23 protein-coding genes are annotated in these 23,384 nt (G+C 73.7%); 7 read left to right on the plus strand and 16 right to left on the minus strand.

Features of this window, described 5'->3' with window-relative positions:
- Positions 1 to 5: 5 nt before the first annotated feature.
- From E6W39_RS01615 to E6W39_RS01625, 3 genes are all read right to left on the minus strand, one after another.
- Positions 6 to 1,145 carry a hypothetical protein gene (locus E6W39_RS01615; RefSeq protein WP_141631904.1) on the minus strand — a complete coding sequence of 380 codons (1,140 nt, stop codon included), beginning with the start codon at positions 1,143 to 1,145 and terminating at the stop codon, positions 6 to 8.
- Positions 1,142 to 2,326 (minus strand): DUF2306 domain-containing protein, encoded by a 1,185-nt coding sequence (locus tag E6W39_RS01620; RefSeq protein ID WP_141631905.1) that lies wholly within the window; start codon positions 2,324 to 2,326, stop codon positions 1,142 to 1,144. Before E6W39_RS01620 ends, E6W39_RS01615 begins: the two co-directional genes overlap by 4 nt.
- A gap of 152 nt (positions 2,327 to 2,478) precedes the next feature.
- Positions 2,479 to 2,994: a PadR family transcriptional regulator gene (locus E6W39_RS01625; RefSeq protein ID WP_141631906.1), complete on the minus strand. Its 516-nt coding sequence runs from the start codon at positions 2,992 to 2,994 to the stop codon at positions 2,479 to 2,481.
- Positions 2,995 to 3,187: 193 nt separating this feature from the next.
- Between E6W39_RS01625 and E6W39_RS38985 the strand changes: the two genes are divergently transcribed.
- The 6 genes from E6W39_RS38985 to E6W39_RS01650 all read left to right on the plus strand — a co-directional run bounded on the left by E6W39_RS38985 (position 3,188) and on the right by E6W39_RS01650 (position 8,453).
- Positions 3,188 to 3,337, plus strand: coding sequence for a hypothetical protein (locus tag E6W39_RS38985; RefSeq protein ID WP_181799038.1), 150 nt, complete (start codon positions 3,188 to 3,190; stop codon positions 3,335 to 3,337).
- Between the two features lie 49 nt (positions 3,338 to 3,386).
- Positions 3,387 to 4,151: a crotonase/enoyl-CoA hydratase family protein gene (locus E6W39_RS01630; protein WP_141631907.1), complete on the plus strand. Its 765-nt coding sequence runs from the start codon at positions 3,387 to 3,389 to the stop codon at positions 4,149 to 4,151.
- A 78-nt stretch (positions 4,152 to 4,229) separates the two neighbouring features.
- Entirely contained in the window at positions 4,230 to 5,732 is a 1,503-nt protein-coding gene (locus E6W39_RS01635) for a dienelactone hydrolase family protein (protein ID WP_141637473.1), read from the plus strand.
- 103 nt (positions 5,733 to 5,835) lie between these two features.
- Entirely contained in the window at positions 5,836 to 6,843 is a 1,008-nt protein-coding gene (locus E6W39_RS01640) for an NADP-dependent oxidoreductase (RefSeq protein WP_228717902.1), read from the plus strand.
- A gap of 178 nt (positions 6,844 to 7,021) precedes the next feature.
- Positions 7,022 to 7,957 (plus strand): LysR family transcriptional regulator, encoded by a 936-nt coding sequence (locus E6W39_RS01645; RefSeq protein WP_141631908.1) that lies wholly within the window; start codon positions 7,022 to 7,024, stop codon positions 7,955 to 7,957.
- Between the two features lie 82 nt (positions 7,958 to 8,039).
- Entirely contained in the window at positions 8,040 to 8,453 is a 414-nt protein-coding gene (locus E6W39_RS01650; protein ID WP_141631909.1) for a VOC family protein, read from the plus strand.
- 26 nt (positions 8,454 to 8,479) lie between these two features.
- On the opposite strand, the gene E6W39_RS01655 is transcribed toward E6W39_RS01650, so the two are convergent.
- The 13 genes from E6W39_RS01655 to E6W39_RS01710 all read right to left on the minus strand — a co-directional run bounded on the left by E6W39_RS01655 (position 8,480) and on the right by E6W39_RS01710 (position 22,548).
- Positions 8,480 to 9,319, minus strand: a complete 840-nt coding sequence (locus E6W39_RS01655) for an alpha/beta fold hydrolase (RefSeq protein ID WP_141631910.1) — start codon at positions 9,317 to 9,319, stop codon at positions 8,480 to 8,482.
- Positions 9,316 to 9,903, minus strand: a complete 588-nt coding sequence (locus E6W39_RS01660) for a TetR/AcrR family transcriptional regulator (protein WP_141631911.1) — start codon at positions 9,901 to 9,903, stop codon at positions 9,316 to 9,318. Before E6W39_RS01660 ends, E6W39_RS01655 begins: the two co-directional genes overlap by 4 nt.
- A 103-nt stretch (positions 9,904 to 10,006) precedes the next feature.
- Positions 10,007 to 11,992, minus strand: a complete 1,986-nt coding sequence (locus E6W39_RS01665; protein ID WP_228717903.1) for an ATP-binding cassette domain-containing protein — start codon at positions 11,990 to 11,992, stop codon at positions 10,007 to 10,009.
- 361 nt (positions 11,993 to 12,353) lie between these two features.
- The gene (locus tag E6W39_RS38990) at positions 12,354 to 12,515 is read right to left on the minus strand and encodes a hypothetical protein (protein ID WP_181799039.1); all 162 of its coding nucleotides are present in this window, start codon (positions 12,513 to 12,515) and stop codon (positions 12,354 to 12,356) included.
- A complete protein-coding gene (locus tag E6W39_RS43400; protein WP_181799040.1) occupies positions 12,473 to 13,504 on the minus strand; it encodes a TerD family protein in 1,032 nt (343 codons plus the stop codon). The genes E6W39_RS38990 and E6W39_RS43400 overlap by 43 nt, the downstream gene beginning before the upstream one ends.
- A gap of 119 nt (positions 13,505 to 13,623) precedes the next feature.
- Positions 13,624 to 13,821, minus strand: a complete 198-nt coding sequence (locus tag E6W39_RS01675) for a hypothetical protein (protein WP_141631912.1) — start codon at positions 13,819 to 13,821, stop codon at positions 13,624 to 13,626.
- A gap of 189 nt (positions 13,822 to 14,010) precedes the next feature.
- Positions 14,011 to 14,904, minus strand: a complete 894-nt coding sequence (locus E6W39_RS01680) for a hypothetical protein (RefSeq protein ID WP_141631913.1) — start codon at positions 14,902 to 14,904, stop codon at positions 14,011 to 14,013.
- 78 nt (positions 14,905 to 14,982) lie between these two features.
- Complete coding sequence (locus E6W39_RS01685; RefSeq protein ID WP_141631914.1) at positions 14,983 to 15,708, minus strand: YcnI family copper-binding membrane protein; 726 nt, start codon at positions 15,706 to 15,708, stop codon at positions 14,983 to 14,985.
- A 65-nt stretch (positions 15,709 to 15,773) separates the two neighbouring features.
- A complete protein-coding gene (locus tag E6W39_RS01690; RefSeq protein WP_141631915.1) occupies positions 15,774 to 16,460 on the minus strand; it encodes a hypothetical protein in 687 nt (228 codons plus the stop codon).
- Between the two features lie 40 nt (positions 16,461 to 16,500).
- Positions 16,501 to 20,076: an FxSxx-COOH system tetratricopeptide repeat protein gene (gene fxsT / locus E6W39_RS01695; RefSeq protein ID WP_181799041.1), complete on the minus strand. Its 3,576-nt coding sequence runs from the start codon at positions 20,074 to 20,076 to the stop codon at positions 16,501 to 16,503.
- A 233-nt stretch (positions 20,077 to 20,309) separates the two neighbouring features.
- Positions 20,310 to 20,909 carry a hypothetical protein gene (locus E6W39_RS01700; protein WP_141631917.1) on the minus strand — a complete coding sequence of 200 codons (600 nt, stop codon included), beginning with the start codon at positions 20,907 to 20,909 and terminating at the stop codon, positions 20,310 to 20,312.
- Positions 20,910 to 20,952: 43 nt separating this feature from the next.
- Complete coding sequence (locus E6W39_RS01705) at positions 20,953 to 21,792, minus strand: class I SAM-dependent methyltransferase (RefSeq protein WP_141631918.1); 840 nt, start codon at positions 21,790 to 21,792, stop codon at positions 20,953 to 20,955.
- A gap of 33 nt (positions 21,793 to 21,825) precedes the next feature.
- Positions 21,826 to 22,548 carry a CGNR zinc finger domain-containing protein gene (locus E6W39_RS01710; protein WP_141631919.1) on the minus strand — a complete coding sequence of 241 codons (723 nt, stop codon included), beginning with the start codon at positions 22,546 to 22,548 and terminating at the stop codon, positions 21,826 to 21,828.
- 92 nt (positions 22,549 to 22,640) lie between these two features.
- On the opposite strand from E6W39_RS01710, the gene E6W39_RS01715 reads away from it, so the two are divergent.
- Entirely contained in the window at positions 22,641 to 23,384 is a 744-nt protein-coding gene (locus E6W39_RS01715) for an MBL fold metallo-hydrolase (RefSeq protein WP_141631920.1), read from the plus strand.

Consider the following 23,384-nt stretch of genomic DNA (forward strand, 5'->3'; position numbering starts at 1 on the left):
TCACCCTAGCCGTTCCCGCCTGGCGCCCCGACCGGGCCGCCAGGGCGGGCAGGCCCGACCGGGCCGTTGGGGCGAGCCGACTCAACCGGGCCGTCAGGGCGAGCCGACTCAACCGGGCCGTTGGGGCGAGCCGACTCAACCGGGCCGTCAGGGCGAGCCGACTCAACCGGGCCGTTGGAGCGGGCCGACCCAACCGGGCCGTCAGGGCGGGCCGGCTCGGCCGGGCCGCCGGGACTGGCCTCGCCCGCCTGGGCGTTGGGTCCGGTCGTCCGCCGTGACAGCAGCCGGTACCCGATCCCACCGGACGCCAGCAGGCCGGCCAGCATCGCGATCAGCGAGACGCCGGGCCCGGACGCCCAGTGCACCTCGCCGGCCCGGCTGCCGAGCAGCACGCCCGCCACCACCGCCACCCCGGGCAGCGAGAGCAGTGCCGGGCGCAGCCTGGCCAGATCGTCCTCGACCAGTCCGCCGAGCACGCCGACGCCCAGGGCGAGCGCCCAGACTCCGAGGGCCTGGGCGTCCGCGCGGTCGACCCGCCAGGGCAGCAGGGCTCCCCAGAAGCCGGGCACGCCCAGCAGGCCCGCGCCGATCCCGAACCAGGAGGAGCCGAGCAGGGCCAGGAACGGCTTGGCCCAGCCCGGTATCGGCACGGTCCGCTCGCGCACGGGGGTGACGGGCGTGAGGTACTGCAGCAGCAGGCAGATCAGCGCGCCGAGGGCCAGCAGGGCGAGCACGCCGACCCAGCCGAGGCTGAACAGCACCAGCACGATCGAGCCGCCGTGGACGAGGTAGAGCCGGCCGCCGTTGACCAGGCTGACCGTCAGCAGGCCGAGCAGCACCACCGCGGTCGGCAGCATCAGGGTGCGGACCTCCTCCCAGCGCGTGGCCCGGCCGACCAGCAGCAGCCCGGGTGAGACGCCGAGCATCGCGGCGCCGACCAGTCCGGGGCTGAGCGGCCCGGCCGAGACCCAGGGCGTGAAGGCGTGCCCGGCCACCGCCACGGCGGCCATCAGCGCGCCGGTCAGGATGCTGACCACGGCAACCGTGCCCGCCAGGATCGGCACGCCGGGCGCCAGCCAGCGGCCGCCGCCATCGGGTGCCGCCGGTGTGCCGAGCTCGCCGCCGTCGTGGACCTGAGTGCTCATCGGTTCTCCATCCGGACAGGTGAGTTGAGGGTGCGTGACGGGCGGTCGGGTACGGCCCGGCGAACCACCTCGCGGCCGTACAGGACGCGCATGGTGACCACCGCGGTGGCCCAGAAGCCGAGCAGGCCGCAGCCGATGGACACGCCCGCGGTGAGCGCGGTGGGCCGGTCCAGCCCGAGGTAGCGCTCGAACGGCACGGCGAGGGCGACCGAGACCGCGGGGGCCAGGGCGAGTCCGACCAGGTGCAGCCGCCACTCCTCGCGGGCCCAGGGCCGCCCGGTGCGTCCGGCGCGCCGGGCCTGCCGCGCCATGACGGCCCAGGTGGCCAGGTAGGGCACCAGGTAGGCGAGGAGCAGCCGGCGGCCGCCGGCGCCCCAGCCGAGGTACTGCGAGCTGATCCAGCCGAGCCCGGCCGCACCCACCAGTTGGGCGGCGACCAGCACCGGGACGGGCGCCCAACTGCCGGTCACGCCCGGGAGGTTGGATCGCCGGTCCAGGAGCCGGGAGGCGACCAGGGCCCCGAAGACCACCACCGAGCCCAGGTGCATGACGGCGATCCGGTTGATCTCGGCCACCGACAGCCCGGGGAAGACGAAGGGCAGCACCGTCCACTCCAGGCGGAGCAGCGGCGCGGTCGTCAAGTAGCCGTAGCAGAGCAGCATCCAGCGCTGGTGCAGGTCGGGCCGGCGGGTGAGGGCGGCGATGACGCCCATGGTGGCGCTGAGCACGGTGCCGACCAGGATGGTGGCGAGCACGATCCAGAAGGTCGGACCGCTGAAGGCGTCGGCCGGCCGGGTGCGCAGCAGGTAGTCTGCGGCGCCGGCCATCGAGGCGTAGACGGTGGCGGTGAACAGCACGCCCATGGCTCGGTGCAGCCGGATCCGGCGCCGTACCGCGCTGAGCAGTTGGACCGGGCCGAGCACCATCAGCAGGCCGCCGAGCACGGAGTGGACGACCATCGCGGCCAGGCTGTGCCGGTAGGGGCCGATCCGGTCGGCGAAGGCGTCGGAGACGTACCGCTGGGAGACGGTGTGGGCGAGCAGCCACTGTCCGATCGCGGGCGCGCCGGGATGCGCGTAGGGCCACAGTTCGGTGGCGGCGATCGGCGCGTAGCCGAGGCAGAGCAGCACCAGGGCGAGCAGGGCCACCCGGGGCCAGGCGATGGTCCGGAGCCGGTTCACGACAGCACCCCTTCAATAGTCCTCTCTGGACTATCGAGAAGGTAGCGCCGGGCCCGGCCGGGGTCAACGGGTCGCGGGCCGCCGGGTGTTCGGCACTTCGGCTGTTCGGCTGTTCAGTTGTTCGGCTGTTCAGTTGTCCGAGTGGAGGGCCGTCAGGGTTCGCGCCGCTCGACCCACTGCCAGAAGTCGACCATCATCCGCTCGTAGCGGATGCCGAACTCCAGCGCCTCGCGCTGCCCCCGGGTCAGCTGGTCGCCGACGCTCTCGGCCAGGCCCTCGTACTCGACCAGGGTGGCCTGGTGCTCGACCACCTGAGTGGGCGCCAGCACCTTGGGCCGGCCACCGAACCAGAGCTTGAGGATGCCGCGTTCGCGGGCCTCCACGGGCACGAACTCCGGGTCGGCCAGCCATTTCGCCAGTGCTTCGCGCCCGGCGTCGGTCAGGGCCAGCACCCGCCGGTTGCGTCCCCCCTCCTGCCGCACCTGGCAGACCAGTCCGGCCTCGGTCAGCCGCTCGCACTGTACGTACACCTGCGCGTGCGGGACCGACCAGAACGGCGCAACGGTGCGCGCCGCCTCCACCTTGACGTCGTACGGGCTGGCCTCGCCCAGGCTGTCGATGATGCCGAGCACGAGGTAGGAGGGCGTGGTCAAGCGGGTCTCTGCCATGCGGCGACCGTATCGCGGGGTGGTTGGCGGCCGGACGGCAACCGCTCGAAGCCGGCTGCCCGGAACAGCGTTCAAGGAGCGCCGTCCCGATCCCTTGCATGACGCCCGCGAGCACGCTTGGATCACCTGGGCACCACAAGTCACCCCATGCATTGGTGACTTCACTATTCTCGCAACTGTCCCGGGGGTCACCATGAAGAAGGTTCTCGCCATGCTGCTCGGCACCGCCTGCGGGCTCGTCCTCGCGCTGAGCGGCGCCGGCTGGGTCGCGTCGTCCGCACCCGCCGCGGTCGTCAACACGCTGCCCCAGGACGGCGGGGGCATCGGCCAGGGCTGCTGCTGACCACCGGTAGCCTCGGGAGGCCCGGCTCCCGACTCCCAGGAGGCAGTTGATGGCGGTTCAGCTCGAACGGCGCGGACCGGTCACGGTGATCAGCCTCGATCGACCCGAGGTGCGCAACGCGGTCGACGCCGAGCACGCCGCGCTGCTCACCGAGGCGTTCCAGTCCTTCGACGCCGATCCGCGGGCGGCCGTCGCCGTGCTGCACGGCCGCGGCGGGACGTTCTGCGCCGGCGCCGACCTCAAGGCGGTGGCGCGCGGCGAGGTGGTGGTGGGCGCGCCCGGCGAGGGGCCGGCCGGGATGGGGCCCACCCGGTTGCGGCTGGGCAAGCCGGTGATCGCGGCCGTGGAGGGCCACGCGGTCGCCGGCGGCCTGGAGCTGGCGATCTGGGCGGATCTGCGGGTGGCTGCGCCGGACGCGGTGTTCGGGGTGTTCTGCCGCCGCTGGGGTGTGCCGCTGATCGACGGCGGCACGGTCCGGCTGCCGCGCCTGATCGGCGAGTCCCACGCTCTCGACATGATCCTCACCGGGCGGCCGGTCGGGGCCGAGGAGGCGCTGCGGATCGGCCTGGCCAACCGGCTCAGCGCCCCCGGTGCGGCGCTGTCGGAGGCGGTCGCGCTGGCCGAGCAGTTGGCCGGCTTTCCGCAGACCTGCCTGCGCCAGGACCGGTTGTCGCTCTACGAGCAGCACGGGCTGCCGCTGGGGCAGGCGCTCGCCAACGAGTGGCGGCACGGCGAGGTCTCGCTGGCCACCGACACGGTGGCGGGCGCCAGCCGCTTCGCCCAGGGCAGCGGGCGGCACGGGGCCTTCGACTAGCGGCAGTTCGTACCAGCGTCATGGCTGAACCTCCCGTACGGGGAGTTCCTATGCTCCGGCCGAACGAGGAGGAGCATGATGATCGCTTTTGTCCTGGTGTCCGAGGCCCACACCGGCGGCTGGATCTGGCGCGAGACGGCGGACCGGCTGCGGGCGGCCGGCTTCGGCGCCCATCCGGTGACGCTCACCGGGCTCGGCCACCGCCGCCATCTCGCGGGTCCGGACACGGATCTGGCCACTCACGTCGAGGACGTGGTGCAGCTGATCGACCATCTGCCCGAGGAGCAGGTGGTGCTGGTCGGCCACGGCTACGGCATCCACCCGGCGGTGGGCGCGGCCGACCGGCGCCGCGAGCGGATCGCCCGGGTCGTCTACCTGGATGTCGGGCTGCCGCGCGACGGCGCGCCCGCGCTGGCCCTGGTGCCCGACCACACCTTGCACGACCGGCTGCGCCAGGATCCGCAGGCCGGCCCGATCCCGGCGCCGGCGCTGGACCAGTGGTCGCGCTGGGGCAGCACCGCCGGGGTGCCGCTGCCGGCCCTGGAGCGGCTCACCCGGCTGGCCGCCCCGCAGCCCGTACGCACCCTCACCCAGCCGCTGCGGATCGGCGCCCCGGATCGGCCGATCCCGGCGACCACCGGCGTCCTGTGCAGTGCCAACGGTTCGACCATTGCCATGCTGGAGACCCGACTGGGCTTCGGCGACCCGCAGTTGCGGGCCCTGGTCGATCCCCGGGTGACCTTCTTCGAGTTGGACACCGGCCACTGGCCGATGCTGTCCTGCCCCGAGGAGCTGGCGGACACGCTCCGCCGGGCGGCGGCCGGCGAGGGCCATCGGCTGACCCTGCCCGCCGAGCCCGACCGGCCTGCGGAGTTCCTGCTGCCGGTGCCCGAGCGGCCCCGGGAGCGGATCGGCCGGGTCGACCTGTATCTGCCCGACGGCGCGTCAACGGAGCCCCGCCCGGCGGTGGTCTTCGTGCACGGCGGGCCGGTTCCCGAGAGCATGCGGCCGACACCGAGGGACTGGCCGGCCTTCGTCGGCTACGGCAGCTATGCGGCGAGCCTCGGCGTGGTCGGGGTGACCTTGGACCACCGGCTGCACGAGCCGGCCGACTTCGGGCGGGCCGCGCAGGACGTCGCCGAGGCGGTGGAGCTGGTCCGGGCGGACCCCCGGGTCGATCCGGACCGGATCGCGCTCTGGGCCTTCTCCGGCGGCGGACTGCTCACCGCGGACTGGTTGGCCGCTCCCCCGCCGTGGCTGCGCTGCCTGGCCGCCTCCTATCCGGTATTGGCGCCGCCGCCGAGCTGGGGAGCCGTCGACTCCCGGTTCCGTCCGGCGCAGGCGGTGGCGAAGGCGGGCCGACTGCCGCTGGTCCTGACCCGGGTGGGCCTGGAGGACCCGGCGTTCGCGGCCTCCGTCGGGGAGTTCCTGGCTGCCGCCGAACAGTGCGGCGCGGACGTCGAGTTGGTGGACCTGCCCGGCACCCGCCACGGCTTCGAGACCACGGACCACACCGAGGAGGCCCGCGAGGGCGTGCGGCGGGCGATGGCGGCGGTGCTGACGCGGCTGACCGAGAGCTGACCCCCAGAGCCGACCCCCAGTTAAGTTGACCACCCGGTCCGGTTGTCGTAGCGTCAGCAACCTGACCGGGTGGTCCGGTTGGCTGCTTCTTGGGGGATCCCACGTGAACGATGTGATGACGGCCGTGATCGCGCGCGACTACGGCCCGCCCGAGCAGTTCGCACTGGCCGAACCGCCGATACCGCACGCGGGGCCCGGGCAGCTCCAGGTGCGGGTGGCCGCGGCCTCGCTCAACCCGGCGGACCTGGTGCTGCCCGGCGGCGACTTCCGCGACACGCTGGAGCTGCCGTTCCCGCACGTCCCCGGCAACAACTTCGCCGGGACCGTCACCGAGGTGGGGCCCGGGGTCACCGGGTACGCGGTGGGCGACGAGGTGTTCGGGCTGGCACTCCCCCGGGTGCTGCGCCCGATGGCGGACCCGGCGCGCCCGAGCCTGGGCACCGGAATGCTCGCGCGGTACGCGGTGGTCGAGGCGGACACACCGCTCATCGCGCACCGTCCGAGCGCCGTGTCCACCACCCAGGCGGCCGCGCTCGCCACCGCCGGTCTCACCGCGCTGGCGCTACTCGCCCAGGCCGAGGTGCTACCCGGCGAGCGGGTCCTGGTGGTGGGCGCCGGCGGCGGGGTCGGCACCACCCTGCTGCCGCCGCTGGCTGCCGCCGGGGCGCACGTCATCGCGACCGGCACCGCCGAGGAGACCGCGCTGCTGCGCCGGTTGGGGGCCGCGGAGGTCATCGACTACCGGCACGCGGACGTTCCGGCGGCGGTGCGGGCGAGCCATCCCGACGGCGTGGACGCCGTGCTCAACCTGGCGCTGCCCAGCGACCGGCTCACCGGGCTCGGCAGCACCCTGCGCGGCGGCGGCCGGCTGCTCACCATCACCTTCCCGCCGCCCGGCGAGGACGCGGCGGGCCGACCGGACGTCACCGTGACCCTGGTCCTCGACATGGCGGGCCGGCTCGCCACCATGCGCGATGTCGCCGAGGAGGCCGCCGCGGGCCGGCTGCGCGCCACCGTGGGCCGCAGCTACCCGTTCGCCGAAGCGGTGGCCGCCTGCACCGACTTCGCCCGGCGGCACACCACCGGCAAGCTGGTGGTGACGCTGGACTGACGGACCGTCACCATTGGACTGCCCCTCGATTGGCGCCGGTCACCAGGGCGATGGTCTCGTTCATGGCTCGACTGGACCAGCGGGCGCCACCATCGGCCGGAGCGTTGCGGGTATCGCTCGACAGCCTGGCCGGCCACCGCGCGCCCCGGGTCGGCGGCGGGCGTGCGAGGATCGCTGGATGGAACGCGTCGAGACCCGGGAACTGGCCTACTTCCGCGCGGTGGCCGAGGAGTTGCACATCGGGCGGGCGGCCGCCCGGCTGGGGATCGCCCAGCCGCCGCTCTCCCGGGCGGTCCGGCAGCTGGAGCGCCGCCTCGGTGTGGAGCTGCTGGTCCGGCATGCGGGCGGGGTGCGGCTCACCCCGGCGGGCGAGGTGCTGGCGCGCGAGGCGGTCACCGTGCTGGACGCGGCCGAGGCCGCGGTGCGGCGGACCAAGCGGGCGGCGGAGCGGGAAGCCCGGCTGGTGGTGGTGCTGAAGCCGGGTGGGGACTCGGATCTGCTGCCCGAGATCCTGGCGGCCTATCCCGACGACCCGGCCGCCGTGCCGGTCGATTTCAAGGTCTGCGACCAGGACGAGCGGGTGGCCGCGCTGCGGGACGGCTCGGCGGATGTGGCGTTCCTGCACCATCCGGCCGAGGACTTCACCGGTCTCGACGTCGAACCGCTGCTGGAGGAGCAGCTGTTGGCGGTACTGCCGAGCAACCATCGGCTGGCGGGCCGTCAGGAGCTGTACCTGGCCGACCTGGTCGGCGAACCGGTCGCCCGCTGGCGCGGCCGGCCCGCGCTCTACGGCAAGGGGCCCGAGGTGCGGGACGCCGCGCAGTTGATGCAGTTGATCACGCTGGGCCAGGCGGTGGCGGTGGTGCCGGAGTCGGTGCGCACCCAACTGCGCAGCGGCCTGGTCTGCGTCCCGGTCGGCGACGCACCGCCGGCCACCGTGGTGCTGGCCTGGCCGGAGTGGAGCACCTCGCCGGCGCTGGCGGCCTTCGTCCGGGTGGCGGCCCAGGTGGCGGCGCGTCGGTTGCCCAGGCCTTCGGCGCTGGGTAGAGTCGAATTCGTGACTGCCGGGTCGGCCTTGGGCCACACACGAGTTGGGTTCCCGGCCTCGGCGTGAGCGCGAGGCGGGCCAGGGGCCCGCCATTTCCAGGTTCTGTTCCTCGCTTCCAACAGCACTCCCAGACCTGGAGAATTTTCTGATGACTGCTCAGCAGCCGCAGGTGCCCGTCACCACCGTCCAGTTGAACCACACCGTGGTCCTCGCCTCCGACCGTCAGCGCTCGGCCGAGTTCCTCGCCGGGATCCTCGGCCTGGAGGTCGGCGCGCCGTTCGGCCCGTTCCTGCCCATCGACCTCGGCAACGGCGTCACGCTCGACTTCTTCGAGATGCGCGACCAGCCGGTCCAGATCAACCACTACGCGTTCCTGGTGCCTGACGACCAGTTCGACGCGATGATCGCCCGGCTGGAGGCGGCCGGGGTGACGTACTTCGCCGACCCGCACCACACCGAGCCCGGCAAGGTCAACGACTGGTTCGGTGGCCACGGGGCCTACTTCACCGACCCCGACGGCCACAACATGGAGATCCTGACCCGGCCTTACGCCCGGCCGTAGCCTCGGCCCCCCGGCGGCCGCCCGGCTCAGTGCAGCGTCCGGTGCAGCAACTCGGCGAACTCCGCCGGATGCTCCACGCTGCCGAGGTGGCCGCCGGGGAACTCCACCAGTGCTGCGTCGAGCAGTTCGGCGAGCCGGGTGGCGGGGCCGTGGAAGGCGGGGAGCTCGCGCGAGTCCCGGCCTGCGGCGAGCACCAGCCGGTCCGCGATCGGGCGCAGCTTGGCCAAGTCCGGTGCGGTGGTGGCGAACTGATGGAGCATCCGCTCCAGGAAGACCGGCATGTTGGCGGCCATCCGCGGGGCCATCTCCTGGATCTCCGGCGGCAGTTCGGTGGCCGCCCGATCGTCCTTCCCGGCGTCGTCGGGCTGTTCGCCGCCCAGCCCGGCGCCGAGGTGGGCCATGGCGGCGGCCGGCCCGGCGGTGCGCGAGAGTTCGGCGGTCTCGGCGAACAGCGTCCGGTACGGCGCGGGGTCGGCGAGCAGTTCCAGCAGCGGCGGCTCGTGGGCCACCACGCGCCGCAGCCGCTCGGGGTGGCGGGCCAGCAGGTCGAGGGCCACGATGGCGCCGGAGCTGCTGCCGAAGACGGTGGCGGGCTCTCCGGGCGAGTACAGGTCGAGGAGCCGGCGCGCGTCGTCGCTCCACACCTCGACCCGCTGGTCGGTGAGCGGGCCGTCGAGCGGGCTGCGGGAGAGCCCGCGCGGGTCGTAGCAGACCACCGTCCAGTGTGCGGCGAGGCGTTCGGCCAGGCCCGCGTAGAGGCCGGCGTCGCCCGCGCCGCCGGGTATCAGCAGCAGCACCGGGCCGGCGCCGCGGTGCTCGTGGTGCAGGGTGGCGCCGGGGACCTTGAGCTGGTCGATGGTCGTCATTCGGTGCTCCCGGTGGGTCGGGCCGGCCAGTTGGAGAGCGCCACATGGAGCGCGTCGAGGGATCGGGACCAGGACTGCTGCACGGGACGGCTGTGCGCGAAGCCCTGGTTGAGCTCCAGTTGGATGTAACCGTGGAAGGCGGCGCGCAGCAGTCGGCCGGCGTCGGTGAGGTCGGGCTCGGCGAGGCCGTAGGCGCGCAGCACACCGAGGGTCAGCTCGACGCCGCGCCGCCCGCCGACCGAGTCGGCGACCTCCTCCGGGTCGAACTGCAGCTGGGTGGCGGCATACCGGCCCGGGTGAGCCAGCGCGAACTCGCGGTAGGCGTCGGCGAAGGCGATCAGCGCGTCCTTGCCGGCCCGGCCGGCCACGGCGAGCGCGATCTTCTCGCTCATCTCCTCGGCCGCCAGCAGCGCGATCCGCACCCGCAGGTCGCGCAGGTTCTTGATGTGGGAGTAGAGGCTGGCGTCCTTGACGCCGAACTGGCGGGCCAGGGCGGAGACGGTGAGCCGGTCGAGGCCGACCTCGTCGGCCAGCTGCGCGGCCGCCTCGGTGAGCCGGGCCGCGGTGAGCCCTGCGCGTGCCATGCGGTTCCTTTCCTAGGATCTCTAGGAAGAAAGCTAGCATGCCGTCCGAGCGGACTCCACCGGGCTCCACCGTGGGGGCAGAGCCCGGTGACGCACCGTCGGATCAGGCGGCGGCCGGCCGCTGGCCCGGGATGGCACGGTCCCGCTGCAGGTCGAGCAGCTCGCGGAAGAGCCCGGTCGGCTGCTCGGCCAGCTCCTGCCAGCTGCCGCTCTGCACGATCCGCCCCTGGTCCAGCACGATCACCCGGTCCGCGAGCGCCGCGTTGGCGATGTTGTGGGTGACTAGCAGGGTGATCCGGCCGGGCGCGAAGCCGCGCAGGGCGTGCAGGATCCGGTGCTCGGCGCGCGGGTCGAGGTCGGAGGTCGGCTCGTCCAGGATCAGCAACCCGGGGTTGAGCGTCGAGCGGTAGAACGCCCGGGCGACCGCGGCGCGCTGCCAGCCGCCGCCCGAGAGTTCGGCGCCGCCCAGCCAGCCCTGGGCCAGCAGGGTCCGCCAGCCGGAGCGCAGCCGGCCGACCACCTCGTCGAAGCCGGTGTGCTCGGCGGCCCGCACCACTTCGGTCATCAACTCCTCGGTGAGGTGGCCGAGATGGATGTTCTCCGCGGCACTCAGCGGCCACCGGGCGAACTCTTGCGGCACCCGGGCCACCCTGGTCCACATGCCCTCGGCGTCCAACTGCTCCACCGGCACGCCGTCCCAGCTGATCCGGCCGGTCTGCGGCAGGTAGAGCCCGGCGAGCAGCTTGAGCAGGGTGGACTTGCCGCTGCCGTTCTGTCCGATCACGGCCACCACTTCGTTTTGACGAAGCGTCAGATCGATGTCCCGCAGGGCGGGTTCCTGCTGCTCGCCCGGGTAGCTGTGGCACAGGCCGGTGACCTCCAGCACGGCGGGCGCGCCGGGCAGCACCGAGCCGCGCCGGATCCGGTGGCCGCCCGCCTCGTCCAGGAAGCGGAAGTAGTCGTCCAGGTAGAGGCCCATCCGGTAGAGCCTTGCGCCGTTGCCGACCATGCCCTGCACGCCGCTGCCGGCGGTGCGCAGCGCGAAGGTGGCCGAGCCGGCCGCGGCCAGGCCGATCCGCCCGCTCGCCACCAGGTAGAGCAGCACACCCCAGATCAGCGCGGTGCCGGCGCCGGTGCCGAGCGCGGCCAGCAGCGACACCCGCGCCGCCTGCCGGCCGGCCCGCTCGGTGACTTCGGCGATCCGGGTCTCGGCCTGCCGGTACTTGCCCAGCATGAACGGCGTGACCTGGTCCGAACGCACCTGGTCGGCCCGGCCCTTGTCGATCAGGAACCAGCGGTAGATCCGCAGCGCCACCCGCTCCTCGTTGGTGGTGAGGCCGGCCAGGTAGTGGATCCGCGCGGTGCGCACGGCCGCGACGCCGGCCGGCACCGACCCGAGCAGCAGGAACGGCAGCAGCCACGGGTGCAGGGTGGCCAGCACGCCGGCCGCCGCGACCAGCGAGACCGCGGAGGCGATCACGTCCTGGGCGTTGGAGAGCAGGTCGGGCGTGGTGGCCGCGCCGCGGTCGGCGGCCTCCCACTGCTCGGCGTAGGACGGCTCGTCGTAGGCGCGCAGTTCCGCCGCACAGCCGGCGGCGATCAGCGCGAGGTCGGCCTCCCGGTTGATCCGCGGCCCCACCCGGGTGGAGAGGCTGGTCACCGCGATGGCCAGCACGGCGCGCAGTGCGGTGGCGGTGGTGAGCACGGCCAGCGAGGGCGCCGCGTGGCGCAGGTGGCCGCCGACCGGCCCGGGCAGCAGCAGGGCGCGCAGCGTGCCGGTGGTGGCGTAGAGCGCGATGGCGCCGAAGATCCCGGAGAGCAGCTGGCAGAGCAGCACCAGGAGGGTCGCCGTGCGGTCCGCGTGCCAGGCCAACGCCAGGGCTCGCCGGACCAGTTGGGGCAGGCGGCGGAGCATCACGGTGGTGGAGACGGACTCGGCGATCTGGACGCCGCGGACCCGGGCCCGGATCTGCTCGTCGGGCTGCTGCCGGCCGTCATCCGGCTCGGGAACCGGGGTGCCGGTCGGGTCGGTGCCGGCCGGGTCGGTGCCGGTCGGGCTGGTGTCGGTCGTCACGGTGTGTTCGGCCACTGTGCTCCCTTGTTCGAGGCACGCGTTCGAGGCGTGCCGCTGGAGATCGCACCCGGGCAGCCCGGTTCGCCGGGCGGGCGGTCGCAGTGGCGCGCGACCGGACAGCCGGTGGATGACGGGCGGATTCGGCCCGCGAGCGGCGGGCTACTGGTGCGGTCACCGATCCTGGCAGCGCCGCGGACGACGGCTCGGCGTGTCCCGGCCGGTCTCACTCGAAGTGGGTGATTCCGTGTCCGAGTCGGCGAGTTGGTAGCAGTGGATCATCGAAGCAGTTCACCGGTGGGTCCAACGACGAGGAGCGGCGACCGGTGGGCCGGTCGCCGCTCCTCGTTCGAAGACTCGCGAGAATCCGCGCTCAGGATCAGAAGAAGCCGTCGTCGTCATCCTCGTAGTAGTTGTTGACCACGACCTCCGGCCGGTCGTCGCTGAACGCCTCGTCCAGCAGCACCCCGCCGAGCACGCCGGCCACGCCCGCGCCGATCAACGCCCCGGTGCCGTAGCGGCGTTGCTGGTCCGGCGGCACCTGGCCCTGCTGCGGGTAGCCCTGCTGGTAGCCGGCCAGCCGGGGTCGGCGTGCTGCGGGTAGCCCTGCGGGGCCTGCTGCGGGTAACCCTGCGGGGTCTGCTGCGGGTAGCCGGCTTGCTGCTGCGGCGGGGTGTAGAACGGCGGGACCGTGGTCTGCACCCGCTGGGCGCAGACGGCGCACGCCTGGATCTGCCTGGGCACGCCCCACTGCGGCGTCCAGATCACTGCCGTCCCGCCGGCGCCGTGCGAGGGGTCGAAGAAACACGTCACGGGTGAACTCCCAGTCATTGCTTGCTCGGTGGCCGCGGGCGGCGGCACGGGTGCGGGGGCCGGCGGAGCCGCCGCGGTCGCCGCGGCCGACGGGTCCGGTGCTGCCGGCACGGCGGCGGGCGCCTGGTCGGTGGGTGCTGCGGCGGCCGCCTGCAGCGCCACCACCCCGTAGTCGGCGGCGATCCCCGCGAGCCCGTTGGCATAACCCTGGCCGACCGCGCGGAACTTCCAGTCCCCGCTGTGCCGGTAGAGCTCGCCGAACACCATCGCGGTCTCACTGCCGGCCTCGTCCGCCAGCTGGTAGCGGGCGATCTCCAGGCCGCTGCCCGGGTCGGTGATCCGGATGTACGCCGACCGCACCCGCGCGAAGCTCTGCCGGCGCTGCGCCGCCTCGTAGAGCGCGACCGCGAAGACGATCCGCTCGACCTCGGCCGGCACGGCGGTCAGCTCGACCTCGATCCGCTGCCGGTCACTCGCATCGCCGTCGGCGGCCGGGCCGCCCAGGTGCCAGACCGAGCCGTCGGGGCTGCGCAGGTTGTTGAAGAAGACGAAGTGACGGTCGGACAGAACCCGCCCGTCGCGGTCGCAGAGCAGGGCGCTGGCGTCGACCTCGTACGCCGGATCGGCCGTCCACCCCAGCCCGACCAGCACCGTGCCAAGGCCCGGCGCCTGCCGACCCAGGGAGACGTTGCCGCCCTTCGTCAGCGCCACACTCATGGACACTCCTCCGTCATGATCCCGCATGCTCCCGTTCCCCGGCCGCTGCCGGGTCCATGTCGCCGATAACGCGATATCCGGGAGATCTGGTTCCCGGATCCAGGGTGTGGTTCCCGAAATCAGGGTTTGATCAGGGTCACCAGGTCCTCCTCGGACCCCACCTGTCGCGGCACCCCGTTCACCAGGACCACGGCCAGCGTGACCGAGTCCGACCACTCCATCACCAGGCGGTCGCCGCCCCGCACATACGCGTTCCGCCCCCACGCCGCGCCGCGCGCCGCCAACTCCGGAAACTCCGCGAGCCCGGGCGAGAACACCCGCGACCACCCGGCAGCCGTAATCTCCGCATCCCAGAACCCAGGCCCAGCAAGCATCAAACCTCCTTCACGCCTCGCACACACTACTGCCCCGACAAAATTGAAGACGCGGTGGCCGTCGCGAGGCGCGACCCGGAGGAGGAGCGGCATGGCGAGTCACACCATCGCCCGGGCGGCTCCGGCCGGAGCTCAATCGCCGGCCACCGGGAACGTGCCGGGTAGCCGGATGCCGTTCTGCCGGTACACATCGAGCAGGCACCGGAAGCAACTTCCCTCCACCGTCGCACGGGCCCGCGTGTCGAAGCGCTCGAAATGCGGCGTCCAGTCCAGCCCGAAGTACACCGCCGCGCGCAACCCCAGGCGGCTGCGCGCACGCCCCTCGCCCCACTCCGGCAGGCCGCGCGGAAAGTACCCGCCGGCGATCGACCGGAACTCTTCGTACTCCCGCTTGCCGAAAGGCACGACTATGACGATCTTCTCGGGTGGGACCATCGCGGTGACCTGTTCGATCTCCCACCGGACACCGGGAGTCGTCCCCGCGCCCACCAGTATCAGTCCTGCCTCCCGCACCAGCTCCAGCACGGCCTGGTCCCAGCCGGAGTCCGGCATGTAGAGACGGGCTGCTCCAGCGGGCGGCAAGGTCTCCCCGGGCCGGCCGACGGCCACGAACGGCCCTATGACCGCGAAGGCCCGCCCGAGCTGCTCCTCTTCGGTGCGGGCGATCGCAGCGCGCACCCGGCCGGGCCGTGCGGCGACCGCGTCGGCCGCGAACGCCCTGAGATAGAGCACCGGCGGCCTGCTGTCCCTCGCCATGGCCGTGTGCGCGCCGCGCGCCAGATGCCGCTTCGCTCTGCGCCACGCATCGAAGCCCCACCTCGCGAGGACGGGCGCGGCCAGACAAGCGAGGGCGTAGGTGGTCAGCCACACGTACCAGGGGCTGCCGTACCCCCACTGCGCCAGCGCGGCAACCGCCAGGGCGGCCAGGAGAAGGAACAGCCCGCACGCACCCCGGAAGAGCCAGGCTCGAACCGATGACTGACCGGTCAGCCGGCCGGGACCAAGACCTTCATCGCCATCACGCACGATCCGCCCCTCCGATGCGCGGCCGGGTCACCGGTGTCGGGGCGGCTGCCGGGGCCGGGGCCCCGGCAGCCGGTCAACTCACTTGCCGTCCGGGGTCCGTCCGCGTCGGCCCATCAGGACGGCGGCGGCGACGCCCAGCGCGCCCACCACGATGCCCACGATGCCCAGGGTCCGGGCGGTGGAGTCGCTGTCACTCGCCGAGGCGGCGGCCGGCTTGGCCGAGGAGACCGGCGCGGCGGCCGGGCTGGCGGAGGCGCCCGCCGCGGTGAGGTGCAGCACCGGCGCCGGGTGCTCCGGCGCGGGCTGACCGTCCTTGGGCACGTCGATCCAGCGCACCACGCTGCCGTCGCTGTAGGTCTGCAGGGCCTTGAACACCACCTGGTCCGTGCCGTCCGGCAGCGCGCCGAAGTCGACGGTGAAGTCCTGGTAGTGGTTCGGGGTGATCTGCCCGCCGGTCCAGACGATCTGCGAGACCACCTCGGTGATGTCGCCGTCGTCGGTGTGGATCGGGGTGGCCAGCTTGGTGGTCTGGATCTGGTCGGTCCAGCCGGGCACGGGGGTGACCAGGGCGGACGGGATCGGGTGGTCGGTCGGGAAGTCGATCTCCACCTTCACCGTGTTGGCGTTGTCCTGCTCGTTGGGCACCCGGAACGCGAAGGTCTGGTCGGTGGCGTTCGCCGCGACGGTGGACGGCTGCACGGTCACGTGCGCGGACGCGGGCAGCGCGGTGAGCAGCACGGTCGCGCCGGCCAGGGCGAGGGCGGCGGCGGTGCGGACGGTACGGGTGTGGCGGGTTTTGGACATGGGGGTACTCCGATTCGGCTGGCTGTGGTCGGTCGGCCGGGTCGGCTCGTGACGGCGGGTGCCGTTCAGCGAGCCGCCGCCACCGGTGGACCACGCCTGACCACCACGTGCCGCAGCGCCACCGCCCCGGCTCGGCGCGGCGGCTGCGCCACGGCCGAAGTCCTGACCGCGCCGGGCGTCCCGGTGGCATGCCCGGCGGTGAGCAGCGCCAGCACGGTGTCCAGCGCTGCCGCGCACCGCCGGGTCGCCTCGACTGCCGCCTGGGTGGCGCTGCCGGCCAGGTGCCAGAGCACCGCCTCGCCGCGGCGCAGCCACCAGCCGGCCGCGGCGGTCGCGAGCAGATGGCCGATCAGCATGCCCGGGGTGATGCCGAATGCGGCGCGACTCAGGGGCGCACCATCGGACATGCCAGGCATTCCTGGCATACCCGGCATTGCGGAGGCAATCGGCGCGTCCCGTACCGCCTGGGCGAGGGCGAAGAGCAGGTGCAGCACCAGCTGACCGCCCGCCAGCCCGCCGGTGATCGCCCGCAGACGGCGCTCCCGGCGCGCGCCGTGGATGGCGGCCGCCAGGGCCAGCAGCCATCCGAAGAGCATCGCCGGCCAGGGAATCGCGCTGCCGGAGCCGAGCAGGTGCCCGCCGGCCGCCAGCAGCACGCAAACCGTCGCAAATAGGACGGCCCGCAGTACACGCAGGTCCAGCGCGGCAGTTCGCGGCGACGCCGGCTCGGCTGCGGTCCCGGGGGCAGTCATGGCCCGCACAGCATAGCGACGCACCCGCCGGCCCGACCCGCTACAAGTCGCACAAGTCCAGGTGTGCCGACAGCCGCTCCCCCGCCGCCACCGCCCGGGTCAGCGGATGGCCGGCCCCCAGCGCGGCGGTGGCCTCGCGGGTGCAGGCGGCGGTCAGCTCGGCGGCCTGGTCCTGGTGCCCCAGCGCGGCCAGGTCGAGGGCGAGGTTGGCGCGCGCCGTCAGGACGTCGTAGTGCGAGGGCCCGAACGCGGTGACGAGCAGCCGCGCGGCCCGCCGCCCCAGGGTGACCGCCCGGTCCGGATCGCCCCGGTCGGCCAGCGCGGTCGCCTGGTTGACCAGGGCCGGGCCCAGGTAGCAGTGCTCCGCGCCGAGCGCTTGGGTCAGCCCGGCCACCGCCGCGTCGGCCAGCGCCCTGGCCTCGCCGGTACTGCCGGCGCCGCGCAGGTGGACGGCGAGGTTGGCGGCCAGGCCGAGGGCGATCGGGTGGTCGCCGCCGTAGTGGTCCTGGCCGGCCCGGTGGGCGAGCGCGGCGGTCCGCACGGCCGCCGCCACGTCGTCCTGGGCGTGCCGGACGGCCGCCAGGGTGTTGGCCGCCGACAGGGTGTACCAGCTGCTGCGGCCGATCATCTCCAGGAAGCCCTCGTGCGCCGCGTGGGCGAGCTCACCGGCCCCGTCGTACCGGGCGAGCCGGTAGTAGGCCGCGGCGAGTCGCGCGTCGGCGAACAGGGCTCCGGTGTAGCGCCTGCTGACGGTGCGCCGGTTGGTCTGCACGATGACTTCCAGCAACTCCAGTGCCTCGCGCAGCCGCCCGGTCCTCTGCAGTGCCATGCCGTAGGTGGTGGCGTCGACCAGGGCACGCGGATCAGTGGGCCCGAACAGGCGGCGCTGGCCCAGGTAGCCGCGCCGGTAGAGGTCCAGCGCCCGCCCCCAGTTGCCGGCCAGCGCCTCGGAGACGCCCAGGTTGTGCGTCATCATCACGACCCGCGGATGGGTCCGGCCGAGTGACTGCTCACCCGCCTCCAGGCTCTCCTGGTCGAGCACCCGGGCTTCCTGGAGCCGGCCGAGCATCCGCAGGTCGCAGCCCAGGTTGCTGGCCGCGATCAGGGTCTGCAGATGCCGGGGGCCCAGCTCGCGGCGGAACCGGTCATGGGCGGCCCGGTCGATGGCGTAGCTCTCCTGGAACTCGCCCTGGTCGCGCAGCACATTGGCGAGCTGCACCCGCAGCATCCCGGCGTACAGGCCGTCGGACGGCACCCGGCCGCCGTCCGGGCTGACCTCGGACCAGCGCTCCAGGGTGCGTTCGGCCAGCTCCCTGGCCTCCTCGCCGAGGCCGGTCTTCCACAGGTGGCGCACCGCGTTGACCAGCAGTTGGCGCACCTCGGCCTCGCCCGAGTCGGCGGCGCCGCTCGGCCACAGGTGCGGCAGCAGTTCGGCGAAAGCCTGCCAGGTGTCGGCTGCGTCCGGGTCCTGCGGGGCCACGGCGGCGAGCGCGAGTTGGGCGGTGCGGCGCAGCTCGCCGCGGCGCTCCTCAGGCACCTGGTCGCGGACCACGGCCTGGACGAGTCGGTGGACGGTCAGTGACTCGCGGCCCGCGTCGGCCCGGGCCAGGCCGGTGCGGTGGATGGTGCGGACCAGTTCGCCGAGTTCCAGCCGGGCGCTGAGCGGGTCGCGGCCGAGCCCCAGGCGGTGCAGCAGCGGCGGGCTGAACAGCAGGGCGGTGGGGATCGGCTCCGGGCCGAAGTGCGCGCAGACCTCCAGCAGGTCGGCGGCCCGGGCGTTGCCGCGGCGCAGTTCCTCCAGGGAGAGCAGCCAGGTGGCGGCGACCGACCGCGGGTACTCGGCCTCGGGCAGCCGGGTGCGGTCCAGGATCTCGGTGAGGGTGACGGAGAGCAGGTCGAGGTAGCCGGCCACCGGCATGCCGCTCTCCTGCAGCCAGGCGGCGGCCTGGGCGATGGCCAGCGGCAGGTCACCGAGCTGGCCGGCGACCTGGCCGGCCGACTGCTCGCTGAGCCCGGGGTTGTGGCGGCGCAGCAGCCGCAGGCTCTCGGAGCGGCGGAAGACGCCGAGTTCGAGCACGGCGGCGCGCCGGCTCCAGCCGGGATCCCGGGAGGTGATCAGCACATGGCCGCCGACCGGGCCGTCGAGCAGCCAGCGGGTGAGCTGCTCGGGCGGGCCGGCGTTGTCCAGCACCAGCAGCCAGCGCCGGTAGGGCTCGCCGCGGTGCAGGGCGGCGAGCACCCGGCCGGCGGTGTCGGCGCTGTCGTCGCCGGTTTCCAGGCCCAGCCAGGGGGCCAGCGCGGCGAGTTGCGGGGCGAGGTATTCGACCTGCTGGGCGGCGATCCACCAGATCAGGTCGTAGCCGGCCCGGAAGCGGTGGGCGTATTCGGCGGCGGTCTGGGTCTTGCCGACGCCGCCCAGGCCGGTGATCACCTGGACGGTTCGGCCGCCGCCGGTGAAGCCCTCGCGCAGAGCCTCCAACTCGCCGTCGCGGGCGGTGAAGGCGGTGTTGCGCGCCGGGACGTCGAGCACCTCGGGCAGCGCGCCGGGATGGCGGGCCGGCTCACCGCCGGTCGGTGGTACGGCAGTCGGGAGCCGGCCGACAGCGGTGGCGAGGCGGGCGGTGGAGTCGGCGGCGGTGGTGCCGACCAGGTCGCCGACCGGGCGCTCGGCGAACAGCCTGGGCAGTGGGCCGTCCAACTCCCTGACCCGCAGCGGCACCAGGGCGCTCACGCCGCGGGCCACCTCGTGTCCGGCCAGGGCGCGCCAGAGTTCGGCGGCGCGCGGGTGGCGCAGGTAGTCGCCGGAGAGCAGGGCGACCACCCGGCCCTGGCCGGCCAGCGTCCAGCCGATCTCCTCTGACGGTCCGTCAGTGCTCCTGCTGAGGCTGTGCAGTGAGCTGCGGTAGCCGAGCGCGGTGAGCTCGCCGACCGCCCACTCGGCCCACATCCGTTCGGCGGGCGCGTAGCTGACGAAGAGGTGGCTCGGGGGCGCCGGTGTGTCCGCCACCGGTTCGCTGGGCGCCTGCGGGGACGGCTCGACGGGGAAGACGCCCTGCAGTTCGCGCAGGTTGAGCCCGGACAGGCTGGGCAGCCGGATCCGGCCGGCGGCGCGGCTGACCCGCTCGGCCAGCACTTCGATCACGCGCCGGCAGTCGGGCCCTTCGGGCTCCTCGGCGAGCAGTCGGCGCAGCCCCAGCTCCGCATAGCGCTCGCCCATCGCGGGCTCCCGGTACTGCACTTCGCCGACCGGCTCGGGCGGCCCGCCGGGCACGGGCTCCCAGAGCACCGGCAGCAGCGCGCCGGGGTCCCATCCGGTCTCCCGCTGGTAGGCGGCGGTCCTGGCCCGGAACGCGGTCCACTCCTTGCCGCAGTAGACGCTGGCGAAGTAGGCCGGCGAATACAGCGCCACCAGCGCGCGGCAGCCGCTGATCGCCTGGCTCAGCTTCCGCTCCCAGTCCGCCCCGAGGAAGATCTCCTCCACGTCTCGGAACGACGGCTGCCGCCCTGCTTCCGGATCCCGCCGGGCCAGCTCGGCCCGCAGGTCCTGGTAGAACCTCGCGATCACCGCCCCGTCGTCGTCCGCTCGCGCATAGCTGAGAAAGAAGTACGACTCCACCCCGCCTCCCACCGCACCGGGTCATCAAGTGTGGCCCAGCGCGGCCGACTTGCGTAGGGGTCGAACCGTGCCTGGCTCGCCGGTCCGGGGCGGCGAGCAATGCCCGCTGGTAGACGGCTCGTTGGGAGGCCGGCCAGGCCCGCATCCGCGGTCGGTGCAGCAGGTCGGCTGCCGGGTGGCGGAGGCCGGGTCGCACATCGGGGCCGTGGGGCGGGCGGCCGGCACGCCTCCGGTCAGCCCTTGGCCGCCGCGATGGCATCTGCCAGCAGCTGGAAACCGTGGGCGCGGTCGGAATCGAGGGTGGGATAGCCACCCGTAGGGCCGATCACCCCGTCGATGGTGACCTGGAGGAACAGCCCGCCCGCAGTGCCCATCACCAGCAGTTGGCCGCCCTGCAGGGCCGTGATGGGCGGGTCGGCGCGGAAGACGGCGCAGGACGCGTCCGGCCCCGTGACGGTCTGGTCGCCCTTGTTCTGCTTGGGGTTGCACTCGTCGGCGAGCAGGCCGGCCGCACGGTCCGCCTGCTGCTCGTCGTCCACCTCCAGCGACATGTACGGTTTGTCGCTCTGGCTGCCGGGCGAGCTGCCGAGGGTGATGTAGATCATGCAGTTGCCGTGACCCCGTGCCGGCTGGTCGAACTGGCCCACGATGTGACTGAACGGCGAATGCCCCAGCGCGGTGGCCACCGTCTTGGGCTGCCAGTAGCCACCGCACGCTGAAGGAAGTTGCTGCTGAAGCGCCTTGGGGATGCTCGGGCCGCTGCCGCCGCCCCCGCAGCCCGCCAACGCCAGCACCGCCAGTCCGACCACGGCAGACCTGCGCCTGAACACCATGCCACCTCCCGAAGCCCGCCACATCGTACCGATCATCCTTGGCTCAGCGGTGCGCGCGCACCAGCAGCGCGGTGTGCGGGAGGCTCAACAGGCCGTCGGGATCGGTGAATTCCTGGCTGATGCGGTCGAAATGCCGCCTGACCTCGGCCCTGGTCTGCTCGCGCTGGGCGAGCAGCAGCTGTCCGATGTAGCCGACACCGGCGGCGGCGCCGTCCCACCAGCCCTGCGGGGTGGTCCGGTGGGTCCAGTGCAGGGTGTCGGTCGCCGCCTCGCGCAGGCCGGCGGCGGTCAGCAGGGCGGCGAGGCCGTCGGCCGTGCGAGGAAAGTCGAACTCGGTGGAGACCGGCGGCAGATGGGCGGGCCTGGTGACTCCGGTGGCCTCGACGGCACGGCCCAGCAGTGCCTGCCCGGGTGCCGCGGGCGCGGCCCAGATGGTGAGCGCGAGCCGACCGCCGGGCCGCAGCACGCGCCGCAGCTCGGCCAGCGCCGCAAGCGGCTGCCCGACGTGGTTGAGTACGAAGTTGCCCACCACCGCATCGAACGTCTCGTCGGCGAAGGGCAGTTCAGGCAGCACGGCGACCTCGGCGGCGGCCAGTGCGGGAACCGCCGCCCGGGCGAGCTCGACCATGCTCGGCTCGGCGTCCACCGCCGTGACGGCCGCACCGCGCTCGACCGCCGCGGCCGCCACCGACCCGGTCCCGGTGCCCACGTCCAGCACCCGGTCCCCGGGGGCGACTTGGGCCGCGTCCAGCAGTGCCGGCACGGTGTGCGCGCAGAGCGGCGCGAAGCTGCCGGCGAAGGCTTCGGCCCGGCCGGCCCAGGCCTGCCGCTCGTATGCGTCGAACGGCGTGGGGTGGGCTTCGGGTTGCGGGAGGCTTCGCATGCGCCCGAACCTAGCGTCCGGGGTGACGTCCTGTCACTCCCCCGACCTCTTGGCCTGCTGCGTGCGGCGAGCGTAGGCACGGGCCGCGCGCACCCGGTCGCCGCACCGCACCGAGCACCAGTGCCGGGCGGCATGCGTGCGCACCAGGAACCGGTTGCAGGGGCTGGCGCTGCAGGCGGCGAGGCGCTCGCCGTCCGGGCCGGTCAGCAGCTCGGCCGCGTCGGCGGCGATCGCGGCCATGGCGTGTTCGGCGACCCGGTCGGCCGGGTGGGCCGGGGCGCGATAGGGACCATGGGCCTCGTCCCAGTGCAGCAGCGAGGCCGCGGGCGCCGTGGTCAGCGCGGTGTTGACCGCACGCACCGCCTCGGCCGGGGGCAGCGTGCCGTCGATCCGAGACGCAAGCAACACCCGTAGCTGGGCACGGAGTTCGCGCAGCCGTCCAGCGCAGTACTCGTAGAGCACGGCATCGTCGGGAGCCAGCTCGTGCTCGATCAGCCAGCGGGTGGCCGCGTCGGGTGTGGCGAGCAGGTCGAGGCGGCCGGCGCGCGAGGTGAGCTCGCTGTTGGCGAAGTCGAGCGCGACATGCTGCTCCGCGCCCGGCGCGGGCGGTAGCGGGGCTGGGTCGGCGGTCGCGCCCTGTCTGGTCACTGCCGGTCCGGTCGCGGTCTGTCCGGTCACTGCCTGTTCGGCCGCCGCTGCTCCGGTCGCGGTCCGGCTGGTGGCTCCGGCGGATCCGGTGGCTGCCCTGGCTCTCATGGCTCTCATGTTAAACCTTGCGCTTCTCCGTGAGGGCAGGCTAGTTTCTCTCACGTCAAACCTCGGACTTTCCCGTGAGGAGAACATCAGTCATGGCTGACATCCGCGTCTTCGGCGGCCCGACCGCGCTCATCGAGTTCGGCGGCCTGCGCTTCCTCACCGACCCGACCTTCGACCAGCCCGGCCACTACCCGGTCGGCGGCAACCGCGTGCTCACCAAGACCGCGCCGACCGCCATCACCCCCGCCGAGCTCGGCCCGGTCGACGCCGTGCTGCTCTCCCACGACGAGCACCCGGACAACCTGGACACCTCGGGCCGCGCCTTCCTGGCCACCGCGCCCCTGGTCCTGGTCACCCGCAGCGGCGCGGGCCGGCTGGGCGGCACCGCACGCGGCCTCGCGCCCTGGGAGTCGGTGGAGCTGCCCCGCCCGGACGGCGGCACGGTCACCGTCACCGCCGTGCCCGCGCAGCACGGGCCGGACGGCTGCGAGCCGGTGACCGGCGAGGTGATCGGCTTCATGCTGACCGCCGCCGACCTGCCGAACGTCTACGTCAGCGGCGACAACGCCTCGCTCGCGGTGGTCAAGGAGATCGCCGACCGGTTCGGGCCCGTCGACACGGCGATGCTGTTCGCAGGCGCCGCCCGCACGATCCTCTTCGACGGCGCGCTGCTCACCCTCGACAGCCCCCAGACCGCCGAGGCCGCCGCGATCCTGGGCGCCCGCCGGGTGGTCCCGGTGCACTTCGACAGCTGGGGCCACTTCACCGAGGGCCGCGATGCGCTGGAGGCGGCGTTCGCGGCGGCCGGGCTCGCCGACCGCCTGGAGTTCTGCTGA

Origin of the sequence: Kitasatospora acidiphila (genome assembly GCF_006636205.1) — a bacterium.
In the GTDB taxonomy this organism is placed as follows: domain Bacteria; phylum Actinomycetota; class Actinomycetes; order Streptomycetales; family Streptomycetaceae; genus Kitasatospora; species Kitasatospora acidiphila.